The 13,214-nt window shown below is 49.6% G+C and carries 18 protein-coding genes; 6 read left to right on the plus strand and 12 right to left on the minus strand.

Annotated features, from left to right (window positions below):
• Positions 1-12: 12 nt before the first annotated feature.
• Positions 13-789: a 16S rRNA (uracil(1498)-N(3))-methyltransferase gene (locus QOR60_RS03390; RefSeq protein WP_283581948.1), complete on the minus strand. Its 777-nt coding sequence runs from the start codon at positions 787-789 to the stop codon at positions 13-15.
• Positions 789-1,670: a 50S ribosomal protein L11 methyltransferase gene (prmA, locus tag QOR60_RS03395; protein WP_283581949.1), complete on the minus strand. Its 882-nt coding sequence runs from the start codon at positions 1,668-1,670 to the stop codon at positions 789-791. The genes QOR60_RS03390 and prmA overlap by 1 nt, the downstream gene beginning before the upstream one ends.
• 176 nt (positions 1,671-1,846) lie before the next feature.
• Between prmA and QOR60_RS03400 the strand changes: the two genes are divergently transcribed.
• Entirely contained in the window at positions 1,847-2,803 is a 957-nt protein-coding gene (locus QOR60_RS03400; protein WP_283581950.1) for a nucleoside hydrolase, read from the plus strand.
• Positions 2,804-2,815: 12 nt separating this feature from the next.
• Positions 2,816-3,166: a hypothetical protein gene (locus QOR60_RS03405; RefSeq protein WP_283581951.1), complete on the plus strand. Its 351-nt coding sequence runs from the start codon at positions 2,816-2,818 to the stop codon at positions 3,164-3,166.
• Between the two features lie 61 nt (positions 3,167-3,227).
• Here QOR60_RS03405 and QOR60_RS03410 read toward each other — a convergent pair whose 3' ends face one another.
• Positions 3,228-3,614 carry an iron-sulfur cluster biosynthesis family protein gene (locus QOR60_RS03410; protein ID WP_283581952.1) on the minus strand — a complete coding sequence of 129 codons (387 nt, stop codon included), beginning with the start codon at positions 3,612-3,614 and terminating at the stop codon, positions 3,228-3,230.
• A 104-nt stretch (positions 3,615-3,718) separates the two neighbouring features.
• Here QOR60_RS03410 and QOR60_RS03415 point away from each other — a divergent pair, with 104 nt between their 5' ends.
• Complete coding sequence (locus QOR60_RS03415; RefSeq protein WP_283581953.1) at positions 3,719-4,513, plus strand: MBL fold metallo-hydrolase; 795 nt, start codon at positions 3,719-3,721, stop codon at positions 4,511-4,513.
• A gap of 79 nt (positions 4,514-4,592) precedes the next feature.
• Here the strand turns inward: QOR60_RS03415 and QOR60_RS03420 are convergent, their stop codons facing one another.
• The 6 genes from QOR60_RS03420 to QOR60_RS03445 form a co-directional block, all read right to left on the minus strand.
• Positions 4,593-5,957: a DUF975 family protein gene (locus QOR60_RS03420; RefSeq protein WP_283581954.1), complete on the minus strand. Its 1,365-nt coding sequence runs from the start codon at positions 5,955-5,957 to the stop codon at positions 4,593-4,595.
• Positions 5,958-5,969: 12 nt separating this feature from the next.
• Positions 5,970-6,416: a DUF805 domain-containing protein gene (locus QOR60_RS03425; protein ID WP_283581955.1), complete on the minus strand. Its 447-nt coding sequence runs from the start codon at positions 6,414-6,416 to the stop codon at positions 5,970-5,972.
• A 138-nt stretch (positions 6,417-6,554) separates the two neighbouring features.
• Complete coding sequence (gene tsf, locus QOR60_RS03430) at positions 6,555-7,430, minus strand: translation elongation factor Ts (RefSeq protein WP_283581956.1); 876 nt, start codon at positions 7,428-7,430, stop codon at positions 6,555-6,557.
• A gap of 95 nt (positions 7,431-7,525) precedes the next feature.
• Entirely contained in the window at positions 7,526-8,326 is an 801-nt protein-coding gene (gene rpsB / locus QOR60_RS03435; RefSeq protein ID WP_283581957.1) for a 30S ribosomal protein S2, read from the minus strand.
• A gap of 146 nt (positions 8,327-8,472) precedes the next feature.
• Entirely contained in the window at positions 8,473-8,760 is a 288-nt protein-coding gene (locus QOR60_RS03440; RefSeq protein ID WP_283581958.1) for a GIY-YIG nuclease family protein, read from the minus strand.
• Positions 8,744-9,502, minus strand: a complete 759-nt coding sequence (locus QOR60_RS03445) for a tRNA1(Val) (adenine(37)-N6)-methyltransferase (RefSeq protein WP_283581959.1) — start codon at positions 9,500-9,502, stop codon at positions 8,744-8,746. The genes QOR60_RS03440 and QOR60_RS03445 overlap by 17 nt, the downstream gene beginning before the upstream one ends.
• Positions 9,503-9,605: 103 nt before the next feature.
• Here QOR60_RS03445 and QOR60_RS03450 point away from each other — a divergent pair, with 103 nt between their 5' ends.
• Positions 9,606-10,232 carry a lysophospholipid acyltransferase family protein gene (locus QOR60_RS03450; protein ID WP_283582016.1) on the plus strand — a complete coding sequence of 209 codons (627 nt, stop codon included), beginning with the start codon at positions 9,606-9,608 and terminating at the stop codon, positions 10,230-10,232.
• Positions 10,233-10,297: 65 nt separating this feature from the next.
• On the opposite strand, the gene QOR60_RS03455 is transcribed toward QOR60_RS03450, so the two are convergent.
• Complete coding sequence (locus QOR60_RS03455) at positions 10,298-10,525, minus strand: YneF family protein (RefSeq protein WP_283581960.1); 228 nt, start codon at positions 10,523-10,525, stop codon at positions 10,298-10,300.
• 75 nt (positions 10,526-10,600) lie between these two features.
• The gene (locus QOR60_RS03460) at positions 10,601-10,861 is read right to left on the minus strand and encodes a DUF896 domain-containing protein (protein WP_283581961.1); all 261 of its coding nucleotides are present in this window, start codon (positions 10,859-10,861) and stop codon (positions 10,601-10,603) included.
• A gap of 150 nt (positions 10,862-11,011) precedes the next feature.
• Here QOR60_RS03460 and lexA point away from each other — a divergent pair, with 150 nt between their 5' ends.
• A complete protein-coding gene (lexA, locus tag QOR60_RS03465) occupies positions 11,012-11,635 on the plus strand; it encodes a transcriptional repressor LexA (RefSeq protein ID WP_283581962.1) in 624 nt (207 codons plus the stop codon).
• A gap of 17 nt (positions 11,636-11,652) precedes the next feature.
• Positions 11,653-12,162 (plus strand): YbhB/YbcL family Raf kinase inhibitor-like protein, encoded by a 510-nt coding sequence (locus QOR60_RS03470; RefSeq protein ID WP_283581963.1) that lies wholly within the window; start codon positions 11,653-11,655, stop codon positions 12,160-12,162.
• 79 nt (positions 12,163-12,241) lie between these two features.
• Here QOR60_RS03470 and QOR60_RS03475 read toward each other — a convergent pair whose 3' ends face one another.
• Entirely contained in the window at positions 12,242-13,165 is a 924-nt protein-coding gene (locus QOR60_RS03475) for an IS30 family transposase (RefSeq protein WP_283581964.1), read from the minus strand.
• Positions 13,166-13,214: the final 49 nt, after the last annotated feature.

A 13,214-nucleotide genomic window follows, 5' to 3' on the forward strand; every position in this document is an offset into this window, starting at 1 on the left:
ATTCCTATCTTACTACTTATCCTCCAAAACGCCCATCTGGGTTCCTGGGGTAAGCTCAGTTGCATACGATAACGTCGCTAAGACATACAACGGCGCGGTTTCGGCCCGTAAAATTCGCGGACCTAACCCCACTGCCGTGTAGCCCGCCCGTTGCAGTGCTGTGACCTCCGCGGGGGCAAGCCCCCCTTCCGGCCCAATCACCACGTTGACCGTATCCTTCGGCATGAGCGCCTGGACCTGCTGTCCTAAGCGGGTGACCTCGCCCTGCTTGGCTTCCTCTTCGTACGCCACTAGTTTTACCGCGTACTCCTGCGTGGCAACCGCTTCAATTCCTGGAACATACTCAACGGTCGGGATGACTAGCCGGTGGGACTGTTCAGCCGCGCCCTGCACAATTTTCTGTAACCGATCAACCTTCCGCGCCTGTTTACTTGCCTGCCACTTAGCCACCGCGTACTGGCTATCACAGAAAACAAAGTGTGTGGCGCCAAGCTCCGTCCCCTTTTGCACAATCCACTCGGCCTTGTTCTTCTTGGGAACCCCGCACGTAATTGTTACCTCAACCGGAAGTTCAACGGGGCGGGTGACCTCCCGCACGACGTGGCCGGTGATCCGGTGCGGACTAACTTCTTCCAGTTCAACTACGTAACACCGGCGATCCGGATGAACTAGCTCAACCTGATCCCCCGCCTGCATCCGCATTACGGTTGCAATGTGGCGGTAGGTTTCTTCCGGAAGTGCAAAGGAAGCGGTTAGTGAAAATGGAACGGAACTAAAGTAATGCTGCATTATTCATCCTCCCCTGGCCGGCGGGCAATGAGGGCAACCCAGTCCTCCCGCTGCACCGTTTCTTCAAGCACAAACCCTGCTGCAGTCAACGTATCAACTAGTTGCTCCTTCTTTGCGGTAATGATTCCCGACAATAGTAAGTGGCCCGCTGGTTTCAAACAATTCCACGCCTGGGGAATGAGCGGGGTGAGAACATCCGGCAAGATATTGGCCGTAATTAAGTCAACCTGCCGGGCAACCCCGTCCAGCATGCTACCCACGCTCACCGTAATGGGTGCTGCTTGGGGATTAAGCTGAAGGTTCCGCTTAGCTGATGCCACGGCATCTTCGCTAATATCGTTGGCCGTAACCCGGGATACCCCCAGCATTCGAGCGTAAATTGCTAAAATTCCCGAACCCGTCCCGACGTCAATCATTTCTTCGCCGCCACGAACAACGGCTTCGAGGGCCTGCAATGTAAGCCGGGTCGTCGGGTGGGTTCCCGTTCCAAACGCCTTACCCGGATCAAGGTAAATCAACCGTTCACCGGGTTGCTGGGGCTGGTAATCCTCCCAGCGGGGAACAATCGTTAACCAGCGCGTTAACCGCACCGGATGGTAGTACTGCTCCCACTTATCAACCCAGTCGGCATCATCCCGCGCCTGGACGCGGACGGTACCCTTCCCGGGATTAAGGCCGTACTGTGCTAATCCCTGCACCTGCGTTTCAATTTGAGCCACCACTTCAGGTAGGGCCGTTGTCGCTGGGAAATACGTAATTAATTGGTATTCCGTTCCCGAATCGTCGACCTGGACACCCCCAGCGCCGTTTGTCATTAAAATGTTGGTAACCGCATCCGCCGCCTCAGCGGTTGTCACCACGCGAACTTCATTCCACTTCATCGCGTTCCTCTTCCTTCCGGGATTCAGTTTTGGCCAAAATTTGGTCGTCTTGCTACCAATATAGCGTATTTTACAAACAACGACTAGTTTCCCACCCCACAAAATCACGGGGCTTCCCCACACAAAGGGAATTTTCTGCTACACTGGAGATAATTATTACTATGGAAGTGAACAGCATGGCCAAGAAGAAAATGATTTTAGACCTTGATACGGGAATCGACGACGCCCTCGCAATTGCGTACGCGCTCACCGTTCCCGAGGCGGATTTGATTGGGGTAATCGGCTCATACGGCAACGTCTTAACCCCCCAGGCAGTCCAAAACTGTCTCGATCTACTCGACATGCTTGGCCATCCCGAAGTTCCCGTCTTTGCGGGCCCCACGCATTCTTCGACCACCACAACGTTTAGCGTCATGCCAATTAGCCAGCGCATCCATGGCATGAACGGGGTTGGTGACGTTTCCTTACCCCACTCCTCACGCACCGCAGAACAAATGAGTGGCCGGGACTTTATCATCGAAGCTGCGCACCAGTACGGCGACGATCTCATTGTTGTGCCCACCGATCCCCTAACAACGCTTGCCGCTGCAATTAAAAAGGATCCGGCCATTACCCACCTCATCGGGAACGTCACCCTAATGGGCGGAGCATTGACAATCCCGGGAAACGTAACGCCTGCCACGGAGGCCAACATTAACCAGGATCCAGTGGCCGCTAACGAGGTCTTTCAAAGTCCCCTTCCGCTAACAATGGTGGGGTTGGATGTTACCACCCGCACCCTGCTCACGAAGAAAAAAACGGCCCAGTGGCGCGCTTTGGGAACAACGGCCGGAAAGAAGTACGCCGCCATTGTTGATTACTACATCGACACTTACGCAGACGTTCACCCGCACCTGAACGGGTGTGCCCTGCACGACCCGCTTGCAGTTGCGGTTGCGGTTGATCCTAGCCTGGTAACGACGCTCCCGCTTAACATGAAAGTTGAAGTTGATGGCCCGTGTGCCGGCCGGACAATCGGGGACGAAGAGCTCCTTGATCAATCCGTCCACAGCCAGGCAGCCGTTAACGTTGACAAGGAACGGTTTGAACAACTCTTTATGACCCGCCTTACAGCCCTTTTTCAAAACAACTAACGGAGGCTCCTTATGGAATTTATCGCACTACTTTTATTTGTTTTCTGGCTCTTTACAACGGCCCTGCGCTTTAACATGCTTGCTTCCCAGGGGCATTTCACCTACACCCAAATTTTTATGGGAAGCGCGCGGTGGTACCAGAGCCCGCGGATGATTATTCTAATCATTGCCCTTGCACTCCTGGTATACTTTGGGACCCTTCACGTAATCTACCTCGCCGGGGCAATCACTGCCGGGCTCATGCTGCTCCTCTTTGGCCGTAACCTTCTGCACCATTGGGGAAATCAAACCATCACCCTCATAAACTGCGTAGTATGCGTCCTTGTTTTAGGAGGGGCACTGGTAATGCTTCGCCGCCTATAATCCCCCTATACAGAGACTAAAGATACCGCTCCGGAGCACATTCCCGGAGCGGTATTTTTAACTATTCTTCAATATGAGCTGGGGTAAGTTGCTTTCCCCGCACATCCTTAATTCGTAAATCGGCTGACAGCAATCCAGAGCGATTTCCCTTTAATTCTAAGTTGCTGTAGCGGGGATTAACGGTCAGCGTCATGTCACTATCCATAAACGCCGCGCTGTACCCCTTGTAGTACCACGTGCCGTACGTTGCATCGAGTTGTTTTTGGTAGTCACTCAAATCAGTCTGGTGATCAGCAATGACTAACGTAAACTCCTTATCAAACGAACAGGTCCCGGAACCCTGCTTGGAAAGCCCCACGCCATCCTCAAAATCAAGCACAAACAGCGTTCCCGGCGTATTGTACTTAGCCAGCTTCTCTTCAGCTGCAGCAGTAACGGTTAACTTCATGCCATCACCCTCCTAATTCCTTCGTTAGCTCAAGCATACCCCCGAAGCGCACCCCCGGCAAGCAGTCTGCTATAATGATTGGTAGATTAAATGGAGGAACGACCATGAAAATAATCGAGCACGCAACGGGGTTAACCATTACAACCCCTCAAATAAACGTAAACGTTGACGAATTCACGGATAAACCAACCCCCGTCGTTATTAGTCACCTCACCCCGGCAGCGATTTCTTTCCTGCAACGCCCAAGTACCGCGCCCGTTTTTATTTCACAGGATCTCTACGAACTCCTGCAAATTCTGACCGTGACGGGAGTACTAAAGCTCTCCCTTGAACGGATTCAAATTATGCCAACCAGCTACCCCACAATCATCGGTGACCTGCGTATCACCCCGTTGCCCAACGATGACGGGGTGTGCGGCAGCGTTGCGCTTCTTATCGAAGATGCTGCCATGGCAATTGGGTACTGCGCAACCTTTACAACCCATGGGAGTAAGAAGAAACGGTTAAAGAAGTGGAAACGCCACTTCCGTGATGCCCGCATCAAGCAGTTCTACTTCCTAGCTGCCACGCTTACCGCCCACCAGGACGCTCCCAGAATCTTTGAACCTGACCGGGTTCTTAGCCTTTTATCGGCGGACTCCCACCAAACCGTCTCTCCCGCATACGGCCGGGTGCTCCAGTTTCTGTTCCGCCAAGTAGACCACCAACTCCCGGTCCAAACGGCGGCCCACCCAACACTTCACCTGGCAACCACCGTCCCGGCGAGTCCGGTAGCAACCGCACCGACAGTTGCCGAACTGCACGACATTGTAACGGTCCTGCAAGCTTCGCCGGTCCCCCTGGGAACGGCGGCCGAACGAGCAGCCCTTATAAAACAGCTCGGCCTTCCGGAAAACTAGGAATGTCACCGCACTCCTTGATATGAATAACGGATTAAAATAGCAAAAGAAGTTGGGAACGAGTCCCAACCTCTTTTTACTAGTTAATCTTTTCAAATCTAGCGTGGTATGTTTCATCGTTTGAATTAACGTACCACTGCCCGGTAAGGGTTTTCCCGTTATTTGAACGCCGAACGTGCCGAAACTCAAATGCACGATTACCATCGTTATCGTACAAAATAACCTCGTTATGTTTAGGATCCACCACATATTTTTGATACTTCGCTGGATTGTCAAGAAAATCAATAACATCCTTATTCCACTGTTGAATATCGTGGTGATTATCAACTGGGGTGAACGCAAATGTTTGCCCGTTGTCTCCACTGCTCTGAAGTGCATTACTTGTATGAAAAATTATCCGTGCGTGTCCGGTATAATCAAATCCATAAATCTCACCCTTAATAGTCACCCGATATTCGTTCCCGGCGATTGTCCCCCGCAAATTCGGGGTTAACCAGCACAGAAAAAGTGCAAGGAATATTCCTCCAATTACGATAACGTTAGTACCAATCCCTAGAAACCATAATAGCGTGTTCGACGGACGCTGGTAGCCTTGATTTCCGTGGAATTCGGTTTGTCCATCCGGATAAATTGTCACGGGAACCGTCGCCATTGTAGCCATTGCCTGACGTTTTAACTGGAGATAAAAAATAATTTGAGTAAGCCGTTGGTACAGCATAATAAACAACATTAATGCCAAAATAACAATATACGCACTCATCGCAGGAATTGTTGTCGAACTCCATAGCAAAAAGACCCGATTAATTGCACGTAGAAAGCTAAAGCAAAGCACTCCAACAATAAGCGCTGGAAGAGTCCAATTCATAAAACTTAAATCAAGGATGAAAAAGTCTTCCTTCCACCCGTTCATCAATTGACGGCTTTCTGTAATACACTGCCGAGCAGTAACCTTATCCCCTACCTGGATATGTTGTCGCATAATTAGTAGTGCTTGCGAATATGCGCACTGCTTAACATAGCCCAACGGAATAAACAATCCTTTCCAAAGTATGGTCCAAATCATTACTAAAAGCATAACCCGGATAGTAAGCCAGAAATATCCCTTCTTAAAGGCTGTCATATAAAGACTGAACCATTGCTTTGGACGGCGTCCTGTTTCAGCCCATTCCAACATTACAAAATTCCATCCTGCACCAAAGGGGATCCAACATAGTAATCCAAATATCATTCCCAGTGCCAGGCCTAGCACTCTTGCCAAATCAACTGTACTACCAGCGGCACCATTGAACATAGCAATTCCTTCCGTAACTATTACAAGAATAAAGCCGCCGATAAACATACAACCAAATAATGTTACGAAGAGTAAAAGTGAAAAGAACGCTCCCATCCACCAATTACCCCGTAACATGTTCTTCGCTTGCTGTTTTAATTCCGAACGATTCAATCTATTCCCCTCCTACCGTAAAATGTACCGGATCCAATTATCCTTATGTAACGCCCATTTATCAGTTGGTACGAATAACATTACCCCAATGAAACATGCCAATAAAATGTATCCAAGCCAACCAAAAACACTTAATACCAAGCTAATTACCAGCCATATAAACGCCGGCCAACCCTTTACGCCTGCATCGCGGAGTCGACGAATGACCAATGGAACTAAACTTAAAATGATTAACCACGTAAGTCCATTTGAAACAACAGCAGAAATAATGCTAAATTGCCAGTACGTCGTCAATATTCTAAAAGGGCATTGAATAATTGCAATTAAATAAAAAGCCGCAATCAGAGTCCAAGCAATTCCCCGCCGGGTTGTTCGCCCCTGAACATTGCATAATCCGTGAAAATAATCCCGAAGCGCCTGCCAAAAGGTGACCTTCCCCTGCTCAATAATTTGTTGCATTGAATAAATCCCTCACTTTTTAGAATGTAAAAGTAATAACATAGTTAGTATAACATGTTTTTTGACATACCTTTACCTTTTCTTAATAGAAAACGGGGGTTGACCGTGCCAATCCCCGTAATTAACTGAAAGTCTTACTTACTTAATCTGCCCCATAACCTCGTCAACGAAGTTATCAGCCTGCTTCTCAATTCCTTCACCAACTTCGTAGCGGACAAAGGATTCAACCTTGCCGCCCTTAGAAGCAACGTACTTACCAACCTTCTGGTCAGAATCCTTAACGAATTCCTGGTCATCCAGGCAAATCTCACCGAAGAACTTGTTCATCCGGCCCATGACCATCTTTTCAACGATCTTCTCCGGCTTGCCTTCGTTCTTGGCCTCTTCAGTCAGCACTTCTTTTTCGTGCGCAACAACGTCGGCCGGCACTTCATCCCGGTTGACGTACTTCGGGTTGATAGCCGCAACGTGCATTGCAATGTCCTTGGCCGTTTCATCGTCCGCCCCGTTAACCTTAACGAGAGAAGCAATCTTACCACCCATGTGGATGTATGCGCCAAAGTGCTCATCATCATTCTTTTCAACAACCGTGAACCGCCGCAGAGAAATCTTTTCCCCGATTACGGCCGTTGCTTCAACGATTTCGTCGTTGATTGTTCCCTTGTCCGTCTTAACCTGAAGGGCAGCCTCAACGTCCGCCGGCTTTTCAGCGGCAATCACAGCCCCGATGTGCTTAACCAGTGTCTTAAACTGGTCATTGGCAGCAACGAAGTCCGTTTCAGCGTTAACTTCAAGGATTGCAGCAGTGTTCCCGTCGATTACGACGTCCGCTAACCCTTCAGCAGCAACCCGGTCACTCTTCTTAGCAGCCTTGGCCATGCCCTTTTCACGTAAGAAGTCCGTTGCCTTGTCCATGTCACCATCACATGCAACCAGCGCCTTCTTGGCGTCCATCATTCCGACCCCGGTCTTGTCACGGAGTTCCTTAACCTGCTTTGCAGAAATACTTGCCATTTTTGTGGCCTCCCTTTCTTTTAATTCATTGTTAATAAAAAGCCGCCTCGTTCGGGCTTAACGCCCTCCCGAGACAGCCCAAGATTGTTGATTAATTATTCAGCATCTTTCTTGTCGTTGTCACCTTCAACGGCTTCAACGATGTCTTCAATTGAGTCCGCCTTGGCATCATCCTTGTTGTCGAATGATTCCTCCGTTACGTCGTTGTCGTCTTCACCCTGACGGCCTTCAACGATTGCGTCAGCCATCTTTGAAGTGATCAGACGAACGGCCCGGATAGCGTCATCGTTTGACGGAATCTTAACGTCAATTTCGTCCGGATCAACGTTCGTGTCAACCATGGCAACGATCGGAATGTTCAGCTTCTGTGCTTCCTTAACGGCAATCCGTTCCTTCCGTGGGTCAACGATGAACAGAACGTCCGGAATCCGCGGCATATCTTCAATTCCGCCGAGGAACTTCTGCAGACGGTCACGCTGCTTCTCTAACTTAGCAACTTCCTTCTTTGGAAGCCGATCAAACGTACCATCCTCAGCCATCTTCTTGATCTGCTTTAACCGCTTGATCCGGGTCTGGATTGTATTCCAGTTAGTCAGCGTTCCACCTAACCAACGATGGTTAACGTAGAACTGACCACACCGCTTAGCCTCTTCTTCAATTGAGTCCTGGGCCTGCTTCTTGGTCCCCACGAACAGAACAACGCCGTCGTTTGCGGCAACATCCTTCATGTAATCGTAGGCTTCATCAATTAACTTAACCGTCTTTTGTAAGTCAATGATGTAAATCCCGTTCCGTTCGGTGAAGATGTATTCCTTCATCTTCGGGTTCCACCGCCGGGTCTGGTGACCAAAGTGAACCCCAGCTTCAAGCAACTGCTTCATGGTAATAACTGCCATTGAAATTCCCTCCATATTGTTTTTTGCTTCCTCCAGTTTCTGCGAAAACAAGGACTCATCCGAGCACCCCCGTCTTCATCCACCGGAGTGTAGACTAGCGTTGCTGGACAACGCCTTCCTTAGTTTACCGGATTTGTTACTAAAATTCAACGCTTTTCAGGCACAATTACGCCGCGTTGCCGTAAAAAAGTAACCTTTGCGCGGCGGGGTTGGTGTTTGAATGCGTACTCGGCCTTTAGTGCCGCCGACTTGGTCGGATATTCCTCCGAATAGATCATCTTCACCGGCCGCCGGGTGCGGGTATACTTGGCTCCCCGGCCGCTATTATGCATGGCAAGCCGGTGTTTTCGGTCCGTTGTAAACCCACCGTACAGTGTCTGGTCTGCGCACAGCAGGACATAAAAATAGTACTTTTGCTTATTGGTGGCCGTCACCGTACAACATCTCCTTCATTGCCGGCGTATACTGGCCGTCTTCCCCGTAGATTATCACGGGAGCCTCAAACTTCATTCCTCCCGGACGACCGTCCTTAATTCCTTCAACCAACACGATGTTAGCGTCCCGTCCCGCTTTCGGGTATACCAGCCGCACCCGCTTCGGCGCAAGGCGGTACTTCCCCATCAACGTAATCAATTCGCCCAACCGGTCCGGACGGTGCACTAAATAAGCGTGCCCGGTTGTTTTGAGGAGGCCACTGGTAATCCGAATCACCTGTTCAAGGGTCACCGTTAATTCGTGGCGGGCGACGGCCAGATACCTGTTAGGATTCTTTTTGCTTGCGGGGGTGACCGGAAAATACGGGGGATTGCACGTTACAGTATCCACCGAATCCTTGGGAATCCGCGTAAACGCATCGTTTAGGTCGAGCGTCAAAACCTTCATCCGGTCTTCTAAGTCATTCAAGAGAATACTCCGCCGGGCCATATCAGCCAACCGTGGCTGGAGCTCAACGGCCGTAATGGCAGCCCGCGTTTTTGCTGATAAAAACAACCCCACTGCGCCATTACCCGCACAAAGGTCCACCACCTGGCCGCTCCTTTTTAGGACGGGGCGGGCAAAGTCTGCTAAGAGCACCGCATCAAGGGAAAACGAAAAGACCCGCGGACTCTGAATAATCTGGATGTCATGGGAATACAACTGATCAATGCGTTCGTCTGACCGTAACTCTACCTGCACTACTTTTCCTCCGTTTCACCGGCTTCTTCTTGCACCCACTGCAAAAATCCGGCATACTAGTCATGATTTAATTCTAACATTACATGTGAAAGGAATGACCACCGTGTTTTTCTCGTTTATCCGCTTTATCGGAACCACGTTTCTCCGAATTATTAACGGAAAGCCCCGCGTTTTAAATAAGGAGCGCCTTCCTCAGGGAAACTACATTCTCGTTGCCCCGCACCGGGCCTGGTTTGACATGGTCTACCTCTCATGGGCGGCAACCCCGAAACAGTTCTGCTACATGGCCAAAAAGGAGCTCTTTAAAAATCCGCTTCTCCGCTGGTTGATCACCCACCTCAACGCCTTTCCGGTTGACCGGAGTAAGCCGGGTATGAAAGCAATCAAAACGCCCGTTAAGTGGCTCAAGGAACGCGACATTTCCCTTATTATGTTTCCGTCCGGCACCCGCCACTCCCAAAAACTAAAGGGAGGCGTGCTGCTTATCGCTAAGATGGCTAACGTGCCGATTGTTCCGGCCGTTTACCAGGGGCCCCTGACGTTCCGGGACGTTTTGAAACGCCATAAGCCGGCCATTGCGTTTGGCGATCCAATTACCGTCGGCCAGGGCCGTCTCAGCAAGGACGACCAGGCGCGGATTCTTGAACAGATGAACACTGCTTTCCAGCAGCTTGACGACCAAATCGATCCGAACTACGTTTACCAGGATCCCGCCAAAGCGAAAAAATAACATTCCATGGATAACACAAAGAGGTTGGAACTGACCGTCCCAACCTCTTTGTTTCTTCGTAATAATTAATTCTGCTTCTTGTAGCTGGCCTTCATTGCCGTCATCATCTGGTGCAGCTTCTTTTCTGATGGCCGTTGTCCCATCTGCACCATCATCGTCCGGAGCATCTGTTCGTTAAACGGCGGATTGTTTTTGAAGTAGTTTTCCATGTATTTCCGGGTGAAGAAGAAGCCCCCTACAAACCCGCCAATTACGCCAATTACCACAATTAGAATCCAAATCCCTGTTGACATCCTAAAATTCCCCTTTCTAAACTTTCACCTAGTAATTTTACATAATAATAAGAAGCGGGGCAACACCCGCTTCACTCAATCGTCCCGGAGTCCGCGATCCCGCTGAATCTGCTTAACCTTTTCCGGTGTAACCTCTTTTCCGTTTTTATCGTATACCTGCAACATTTCAACCTGGCTCCGAAAATTGGCCCGGAACCGTGCCAGGTAGTCTTCCCGCAGCCGTTTTTGTTCAGCCTGCTCCTCAGTAGTGAGACCCGTCGCCTTTTTCTTCCGGGCTAACTCATTAATCCGGTCAATTAAGTCCTGCGGAATTTTTCCCCGCTGTTCGTCTGCCACTGGCCACTCCTCCTTCATCTACGTATTTGTCACTATTCATTTTACCGAAAACGTCGGGGTGGTACAAGCACAGTGCGAACATCCGTTTGCACCGTGACGTCCTTCTATGGTATCCTACCGGTAGAAATTACTTACTACAGGAGTTAGGAAATGTCTCAGCCAACCGAAAAACGGCAGATTGCCGTTCTACGTTACATTTACAATCACGTTAACGAGCAGGGTTACCCGCCGACAGTGCGCGAAATTTGCCAGGCCGTAGACCTCTCATCAACCTCGACGGTCCACGGCCACCTTGCCCGTCTCGAAAAAAAGGGTTACTTGCAGCGCGACCCCACTAAGCCCCGGGCCATTGAAGTGACCGTCGCCGGCAAGGAAGTGCTGGGGATTCGGCCCCACGCCAAGCAGATTCCGGTAATCGGAACCGTTACTGCGGGACAACCGATTCTGGCAGTTGAGGATACAGACGATTTCTTCCCGCTTCCGCCAGAATTTAGTTCTGCCGAGGACCTTTTTATGCTGACAATTCGCGGTGAAAGTATGGTGAATGCGGGAATCCTCGACGGAGACGAAGTAATTGTCCGCAAGCAACGCTTTGCCGATAACGGTGACATTATTATTGCCATGACGGCCGAAAACGAAGCAACGTGCAAGCGCTTCTTTAAGGAAAAAGACCATATTCGTCTCCAACCCGAAAACGACAACATGGCACCGATTATTCTTCCTGACGTTACCGTTCTCGGAAAGGTTGTTGGCCTTTACCGCAGCACAATTTAGTGATTGGGGGTTATTCCATGAAAATTATGGTTCCACTCGTTGATGGTCACCTTGCCGATCAGTATGGAAGCCGGGCACCCCGTGAAGATCAAATCGCTGAGCGGCCAGTCCGGTCATTTCCGGTAACATTCACTGCGTTTCCGGAAGCAACCCAAACGTTCGCCCTGACATTCGTGGACTACGATTCCATTCCCGTGTGTGGGTTTGCGTGGATTCACTGGACCCTCGCAAACCTTCCCGCAACAAGTCCCACATTACCGGAAGATGCAAGTCGGCACCTTTCTTCCCCGATTATTCAGGGGAAAAACAGTAATGCGAGCGGGTTTGTAAATGCACCGGCTGAAATTTGCCAGGGGTATACGGGGCCCCGCCCACCACGCGGGACGCACGACTACCTTCTGACTGGCTATGCACTGGACACGGCGCTTTCCCTCCCGCAGGGATACTGGATGAACGAACTGTTGCATGCCATGACGGGGCACGTCCTCGATACGGCGCAAATTATACTGCCATATGCTGCTGATTAAAAAACACGGAGGCTGTACCTATATCGCAGTCTCCGTATTTTTTATCCTTGGTAGATTGCAATAAATAACTTGAACAAATTTAATGACGCAGATTAAGCAAAAAGATCTCAATTGGAGTTCGCCAGTTCAAACATTTGAGTGGCCGTGAATTCAGATACCAGTTAATCTGAATCAATTCATCATCACTAATCTCTTCAATTGGCTGACCCTTAGGAATAAATCGCCGTAACACTCGATTACGATTCTCATTACTACCACGTTCATGCGGAGAATAAGCATGGGCAAAGTACAACGGCACGCCGGTATTTTTCTCAATTGATTGGTAGTTGGCGAACTCTTTCCCGTGATCAACCGTCAGTGTCTTGAGATTAGTTCCTAATTGATTAGCTAACTCAAGGATAGCCTTAGTCATTGAAGTGCTATCTCGTCCACCAAGCCGTTTAACGATAGTAAGGCGACTCTTGCGTTCGACAAACGTGGCTACTGCTTGACCTTTGCGCTTGCCAGATAAAACTATATCAGCTTCAAAATGGCCTGCAATATTACGATCAGAAGCTTCAGCTGGACGATCTTCAATCGAACGACCATGACTGAAAGTCCCACGGGTTTCTTTAGCACGCTTACGACGAATACCATGGTCAGGTAAATCAGTCATCCGAATATCTAGAAGTCCTTGATCGACCCAGTTATAGATAGTCTTGTAGGCGATCCTAACCACATGGGCTACTTGTTCAATTGACCATTTCTGAATCTTGATCTTGTCTTCGATTAGTCGCTTGAGGTTAGCCGTTAATGAGCATTTACGACCACGATAACTAAGTTTAGTTTCGTGGTCGGCTTGCGCACTAGTCGCATGGTATTCACCCTTTAACCGGTGAATTTCATTAAAGATAGTAGTCTTACTAAAGCCCAGGTAATCAGCGATATATCGAAGAGATCGCTTTTCATGACGAAGCGTTTCGATGACAATGCGGTCTGAAAATGATAAGATAGTGGTGCCCATAAAGGTCCTTCTTTCTAATGGAATGTTGTAACGACACCATTAAAGACCT

Origin of the sequence: Ligilactobacillus hohenheimensis (assembly GCF_947381805.1) — a bacterium.
Lineage (GTDB): Bacteria > Bacillota > Bacilli > Lactobacillales > Lactobacillaceae > Ligilactobacillus > Ligilactobacillus hohenheimensis.

What these genes read in the sequence shown, in the direction of transcription:
- QOR60_RS03475 (WP_283581964.1), bottom strand. Translation starts at nt 13,165, where the DNA reads ATGGGCACCACTATCTTATCATTTTCAGACCGCATTGTCATCGAAACG.
- lexA (WP_283581962.1), top strand. Translation starts at nt 11,012, where the DNA reads ATGTCTCAGCCAACCGAAAAACGGCAGATTGCCGTTCTACGTTACATT.
- prmA (WP_283581949.1), bottom strand. Translation starts at nt 1,670, where the DNA reads ATGAAGTGGAATGAAGTTCGCGTGGTGACAACCGCTGAGGCGGCGGAT.
- QOR60_RS03455 (WP_283581960.1), bottom strand. Translation starts at nt 10,525, where the DNA reads ATGTCAACAGGGATTTGGATTCTAATTGTGGTAATTGGCGTAATTGGC.
- tsf (WP_283581956.1), bottom strand. Translation starts at nt 7,430, where the DNA reads ATGGCAAGTATTTCTGCAAAGCAGGTTAAGGAACTCCGTGACAAGACC.
- QOR60_RS03400 (WP_283581950.1), top strand. Translation starts at nt 1,847, where the DNA reads ATGGCCAAGAAGAAAATGATTTTAGACCTTGATACGGGAATCGACGAC.
- rpsB (WP_283581957.1), bottom strand. Translation starts at nt 8,326, where the DNA reads ATGGCAGTTATTACCATGAAGCAGTTGCTTGAAGCTGGGGTTCACTTT.
- QOR60_RS03405 (WP_283581951.1), top strand. Translation starts at nt 2,816, where the DNA reads ATGGAATTTATCGCACTACTTTTATTTGTTTTCTGGCTCTTTACAACG.
- QOR60_RS03390 (WP_283581948.1), bottom strand. Translation starts at nt 789, where the DNA reads ATGCAGCATTACTTTAGTTCCGTTCCATTTTCACTAACCGCTTCCTTT.
- QOR60_RS03415 (WP_283581953.1), top strand. Translation starts at nt 3,719, where the DNA reads ATGAAAATAATCGAGCACGCAACGGGGTTAACCATTACAACCCCTCAA.
- QOR60_RS03410 (WP_283581952.1), bottom strand. Translation starts at nt 3,614, where the DNA reads ATGAAGTTAACCGTTACTGCTGCAGCTGAAGAGAAGCTGGCTAAGTAC.
- QOR60_RS03470 (WP_283581963.1), top strand. Translation starts at nt 11,653, where the DNA reads ATGAAAATTATGGTTCCACTCGTTGATGGTCACCTTGCCGATCAGTAT.
- QOR60_RS03425 (WP_283581955.1), bottom strand. Translation starts at nt 6,416, where the DNA reads ATGCAACAAATTATTGAGCAGGGGAAGGTCACCTTTTGGCAGGCGCTT.